Raw genomic sequence first — 5,932 nt, 5'->3', positions numbered from 1 at the left:
GGGCGGTTCGCCCGCGGGCGCCGCGCGCGTGATCCCGTTCCGCTTCACCCCTGCGGTGACCGCCGACGATCTGCGGGCGGCGGTCGGGGGCCAGCCCGACGGCCTCGTGCTCGAGTGCTACGGCAGCGGCAACGCACCGACAGGCCGGCCGGGCATGACGGCGGCGCTGCGCGAGATCTGCCGGGAGATCCCCGTCGTCGCCGTCACGCAGTGCGCTACCGGCGCGGTAGATCTCGATCGCTACGCGGTGGCGCATGAGCTCGCCGCGGCGGGCGTCATCGACGGCGGGGATCTGACGATCGAGGCGGCGCTCGCGAAGCTCGGTTTCGCGCTCGATCGCGGCGCCCGCGGTGCGGCGCTGCGCACGCTGATGGCCGAGAACTTCGTCGGGGAGCGGACCACCGCCGTCCAGCCCGATGTCGGATCCCGAACCTAGACTGATACGACGATGAGCGACTTCGAACTCCTTTCCCCCGACGGCGGCGCACTCAGCAGTCCATTCGACTCCGTCCGCGGTGGCGCTGGCGGCGCGAGCGGTGCGCGTGGCGCCGATCCGCTGCTCGACGGGCTGAACCCGCCGCAGGCGCGCGCGGTCGAGGCGCGCGGCCCGGCGCTGCTGATCGTCGCGGGTGCGGGGTCGGGGAAGACCCGCGTGCTCACGCATCGGATCGCGCACCTCATCCGCAACAAGGAGGCCTGGCCCAGCCAGATCCTCGCCATCACGTTCACGAACAAGGCGGCCTCCGAGATGCGGGAGCGCGTCGCGGGGCTGCTGGGCGATGCGGCCGAGGGGATGTGGATCTCGACCTTCCATTCGGCGTGCGTGCGGATCCTGCGCCGGGAGGCCGAACGCTTCGGCTACGTCGCGGGCTTCACCATCTACGACAGCGCCGATTCGCGCGCGCTGCTCAAGCGCATCATCAAGGAGACGGAGGCCGACAGCTACGGCTTCACCCCGGCCAACACGAGCGCGAAGATCTCGCGCCTCAAGAACGAGCTGAGCGACGCCGACACCTACGCGGCGACGGCGAACGAGGCCGATCCGCGGGAGCGGATCTTCGTCGAGATCTTCCGCACCTACGAGCAGGAGCTGCGCCGGGCCAACGCCTTCGACTTCGACGACCTGATCGGGCAGACGGTGCACCTCTTCCGGTCGCATCCCGACGTCGCGGCGATCTACCAGCGCCGGTTCCGGCACATCCTGGTCGACGAGTACCAGGACACCAACCACGCGCAGTATTCGCTGATCCGGGAGCTCACCCGGTCGGTGGATCCCGATACCGCTGATCGCCTGGTTCCTCCGGTGCGGGAGCGCGAGGTGGACGGCACGGGCGCGATCCCCGGCGCCTCCTTGACCGTCGTCGGCGACTCCGATCAGTCGATCTACGCCTTCCGCGGAGCAGACATCCGCAACATCGTCGAGTTCGAGCGCGACTTCCCGGGTGCTGAGGTCGTGAAACTGGAGCAGAACTACCGCTCGACCCAGAACATCCTCTCCGCTGCCAACGCCGTGATCGGCAACAACTTCGACCGGCAGGAGAAGAACCTCTTCACGACCGAGGGCGACGGCGAGAAGATCACCGGCTTCACCGGCTATTCGCAGCACGACGAGGCGCGCTTCGTCGCGGAGGAGATCGAGGACCTGCACCGTGCCGGGCTGGCCTACGGCGACATCGCCGTGTTCTACCGCACCAACTCGCAGACGCGCGCGCTCGAGGAACTGCTGATCCGCTCCGCGATCCCTTACCGCGTGCTCGGGGGCACCAAGTTCTACGAACGGGCCGAGATCAAGGACGCGATGGCGTACCTGACCAGCCTGGCGAACCCCTACGACCCCATCGCCTGGTCTCGGCTGCTCGGCGTGCCGAAACGCGGCATCGGACCGATGGCGGAAGCGCAGCTGGCGGTGTTCCAGGAGGCGCAGGGCATCTCGTTCCACGAGGCGATGCTGCGCGCCGACGAGATCGGCTTCGGCCCCAAGGTGCGGGGCGCGATCCTCGGCCTCGGAGAGCTGCTGCGCGCCGCCCGAATGGCGGCGGGCGGGGGCGGCACGGAGGATCCGGAAGTCGAGAAGAAGCCGACGCCCGTCGCCGACGTGCTGAAACTGATCCTCGACGAGACCGAGATGATCGAGAAGCTGCGGGCGAAGCGCGACCCGCAGGACGAGGCCCGGGCCGAGAACCTCGAGGAGCTCGTCTCCGTGGCGCGCGAGTTCGACGTGCGCAACCCGGGGGCGGGGCTGCTCGAGTTCCTGACCGAGGTCTCGCTCGTCGCCGCCGCAGACGAGCTCGACGATCAGAGCGGCACGGTGTCGCTCATGACGCTCCACACGGCGAAGGGGCTCGAGTTCCCCGCCGTCTTCATCACCGGGGTCGAGGAGGGGCTTCTGCCGCACCAGATGTCGGTCGACGAGATCGGCGGGATCAACGAGGAGCGGCGGCTGATGTACGTGGGCATCACGCGGGCGCGGAAGCGCCTGTACCTGACGCTGGCATCGACCCGGGCGACCTACGGGGACATCGGGGTCGCCATGCCCTCCCGGTTCCTGCAGGAGATTCCCGATTCGCTGATCGACTGGCGGCAGACGCCCGGCGAGGTCACGAGCCGCGGGGGTACGGAATCGCGGGCGCTCAATGCGCCGCGGGGCGAGGGTCGCTCCGGCTCGCGATCCTCCCGCTCGTCGGGGCGTCCCGAATCGTCGGTGGTGTTCGGGCGCGGCGGAGGATCCGGTGCGGCCGCGGTCGCCGAGCCTGCGAGCGGAAACATGCAGTCGGCGCTCGACAAGTGGCGCGAGCGCAAGCGGCTGGCGAAGGAGGCGCAGGCTGCCGGCGGCGGGTTCCCGAACCTGGTCGGCACCTCGATCCGCGACAACGGCGACCTCGAACTGGCGCCCGGCGACCGGATCCGCCATGAGGACTACGGCGAGGGCCGGGTCACGGGGATCACCGGCGAAGGATCGAAGCGCGTGGCGCACACCGTCTTCGACTCGGTGGGGGAGCGGAAGCTGCTGGTGAAGCTCTCGCCGATCACGAAGGTCGAGTGAGCACCCGGCAGAACTCGTCGTCGCTCATTGTCCGGACCGCTCCCCGGAACGCTGGGACCGCATCCGGATCGCTGGTGGTAGGCTGGATCCTCGGTCGAATCTATTTCGACATCGAGACATTTTCGCCTCGCAGCCACCACTTCACTACCCAAAAGGAATACACGTGGATCTGTACGAGTACCAGGCACGAGATCTGTTCGAGCGATACGGGGTGCCGGTGCTCGCGGGCATCACCGCGGACACTCCCGAGGAGGCCCGCGCGGCAGCCGAGAAGATCGGCGGCGTGGTCGTCGTCAAGGCCCAGGTGAAGACCGGCGGCCGAGGCAAGGCCGGCGGCGTCAAGGTCGCGAAGACCCCCGACGAGGCGTATGCGGCCGCCGAGGCGATCCTCGGCCTCGACATCAAGGGCCACGTCGTGAAGCGCGTCATGGTCGCGGCCGGCGCCGACATCGCGCAGGAGTTCTACTTCTCGGTGCTGCTGGATCGCGCCAACCGCTCGTACCTCTCGCTCTGCAGCGTCGAGGGCGGTATGGAGATCGAGCAGCTCGCGGTCGAGAAGCTCGAGGCGCTCGCGCGCATCGAGGTGGATCCGGGTACCGGCATCGACGCGGCCAAGGCCGAGGAGATCGCACGCGCGGCACGGTTCCCGGAGGAGCTGGTCGCGAAGGTCGTCCCCGTGTTCCAGAAGCTCTACGAGGTCTACTCGGGCGAGGACGCCACGCTCGTCGAGGTGAACCCTCTCGTGCTCACCGGCGCCGGCGACATCATCGCGCTCGACGGCAAGGTATCGCTCGACGAGAACGCCGACTTCCGTCAGCCCGAGCACGAGGCGCTGGCCGACAAGGGCGCCGAGGATCCGCTCGAGGCGAAGGCGAAGGCTCAGGATCTCAACTACGTGAAGCTCGACGGCGAGGTCGGCGTGATCGGCAACGGTGCGGGCCTCGTGATGTCCACGCTCGACGTCGTCGCCTACGCGGGCGAGAATCACGGCGGCGTGAAGCCGGCGAACTTCCTCGACATCGGCGGCGGAGCCTCGGCCGAGGTGATGGCCGCGGGTCTCGACGTGATCCTCGGGGACCCGCAGGTCAAGGCGGTCTTCGTGAACGTCTTCGGCGGCATCACCGCCTGCGACGCGGTCGCGAACGGCATCGTCGGCGCGCTCGAGAAGCTGGGCGATACCGCCAACAAGCCCCTCGTCGTGCGCCTCGACGGCAACAACGTCGAGGAGGGGCGTCGCATTCTGAACGAGGCGAACCACCCGCTGGTCGTGCAGGCCGCCACCATGGACGAGGGCGCCGACAAGGCTGCCGAGCTGGCGAACGCCGCCTGATCCTTTTCGAGACTACGGAGAATAGCAACATGTCGATCTTCCTCAACAAGGATTCCAAGGTCATCGTCCAGGGCATCACCGGCGGCGAGGGCACCAAGCACACCGCGCGCATGCTCGCCGCGGGCACGCAGATCGTGGGCGGCGTGAACGCCCGCAAGGCCGGCACGACCGTGTCGCACGTGAACGCCGCAGGCGAGACCGTCGAGCTGCCCGTGTTCGCGACCGTCGCCGAGGCGATGGCCGAGACCGGCGCCGACGTGTCGGTCGCCTTCGTGCCGCCGGCCTTCACCAAGGACGCGGCCGTCGAAGCCATCGACGCCGGCATCGGCCTGCTCGTGATCATCACCGAGGGCGTGCCGGTCAAGGACTCGGCCGAGCTCTGGGCGCACGCCAAGGCCACCGGCGGCAAGACCCGCATCATCGGCCCGAACTGCCCGGGCATCATCACCCCGGGCGAGGCGCTCGCGGGTATCACCCCGGCGACCATCACCGGCAAGGGCCCGATCGGCCTGGTCTCGAAGTCGGGCACGCTGACCTACCAGATGATGTACGAGCTGCGCGACCTCGGCTTCTCCACCGCCATCGGCATCGGCGGCGATCCCGTCATCGGCACGACGCACATCGATGCGCTCGCCGCGTTCGAGGCCGACCCCGAGACCCGGGCGATCGTGATGATCGGCGAGATCGGGGGCGACGCCGAGGAGCGCGCGGCCGAGTTCATCAAGGCGAACGTGACGAAGCCGGTCGTCGGCTACGTCGCCGGCTTCACCGCTCCCGAGGGCAAGACCATGGGCCATGCCGGCGCCATCGTCTCGGGCTCGGCTGGCACCGCGCAGGCCAAGAAGGAGGCGCTCGAGGCCGCCGGCGTGAAGGTCGGCAAGACTCCGACCGAGACCGCTGAGCTGCTGCGCGCAGCATTTGCAGCACTGTAAACGCGAAGCGTTTACGCGCAAATCTGCGCCGGCGCCACCGCGCCGGGCGTTCGCACAGCTGTAAACCGCAGGTTTACAGGCGAACCCGTGCCGGCGGGTCGCAGTTCGGGAGGACTTCGCAGTCCGGGCTGATCGTTTCGGGCCGTCGGATCCTCCCGAACTCCGATCTCAGCCAGAACTGCGGCGAGGGGTGCGCCGCATGGTGATGAGTCCGCCCGCCGGGGCGACCGAGAGCGGAGTGCCGTTTCGGCAGCGCGCCGAGGCCCGGCCGTCGGAGGCGATCGATACCCTTGATGCGATGAGAGCAGTGCTGACGGCGGTGATCGCCGCGATCGAGGCCGCCGCCGTGGCGCTCGCGGGGTTCGTGCTGGTCGCCGTGCCCGTCGTGCTCGTCTGGTGGCTGACGTTCGAGCTCGGCGCCGACCCGAGCGAGGTCTTCGACATCGCGGCCGCCGGGTGGCTGCTGGCGCACTTCGTCCCGCTATCGCTCGAGCTGAGCCCCGAAGCGGCACTCGGCTTCGGGCTCGATCCCGAGGCGCTGAGCTTCACGCTGTCGCTCGCGCCCCTCGGCCTGACGCTGCTCACCGTGCTGCTCGCCGTGCTCGCCGGCCGGCGCTTCGCACGGCG

4 protein-coding genes and 1 pseudogene are annotated in these 5,932 nt (G+C 69.2%); all 5 read left to right on the top strand.

The genetic code is table 11. From position 1 onward, the window contains the following. A pseudogene (locus ACFPZL_RS08965) lies at positions 1–436 on the top strand (asparaginase domain-containing protein); the annotation flags it as partial. Between the two features lie 12 nt (positions 437–448). After that, positions 449–3,043: an ATP-dependent helicase gene (locus ACFPZL_RS08960; RefSeq protein WP_218113978.1), complete on the top strand. Its 2,595-nt coding sequence runs from the start codon at positions 449–451 to the stop codon at positions 3,041–3,043. A gap of 163 nt (positions 3,044–3,206) precedes the next feature. Beyond that, positions 3,207–4,373, top strand: coding sequence for an ADP-forming succinate--CoA ligase subunit beta (gene sucC, locus ACFPZL_RS08955; protein ID WP_218113979.1), 1,167 nt, complete (start codon positions 3,207–3,209; stop codon positions 4,371–4,373). Between the two features lie 29 nt (positions 4,374–4,402). Next, positions 4,403–5,305: a succinate--CoA ligase subunit alpha gene (sucD, locus tag ACFPZL_RS08950; RefSeq protein WP_218113980.1), complete on the top strand. Its 903-nt coding sequence runs from the start codon at positions 4,403–4,405 to the stop codon at positions 5,303–5,305. Between the two features lie 298 nt (positions 5,306–5,603). Beyond that, a partial coding sequence (locus tag ACFPZL_RS08945) for a cell division protein PerM (protein ID WP_382335144.1) occupies positions 5,604–5,932 on the top strand: 329 nt, incomplete at its 3' end.

Source organism: Leucobacter soli (assembly GCF_042659205.1).
Lineage (GTDB): Bacteria > Actinomycetota > Actinomycetes > Actinomycetales > Microbacteriaceae > Leucobacter > Leucobacter soli.
Note: the sequence above shows the minus strand (reverse complement) of the source record. Positions and strands in the feature narration are given on the sequence as shown.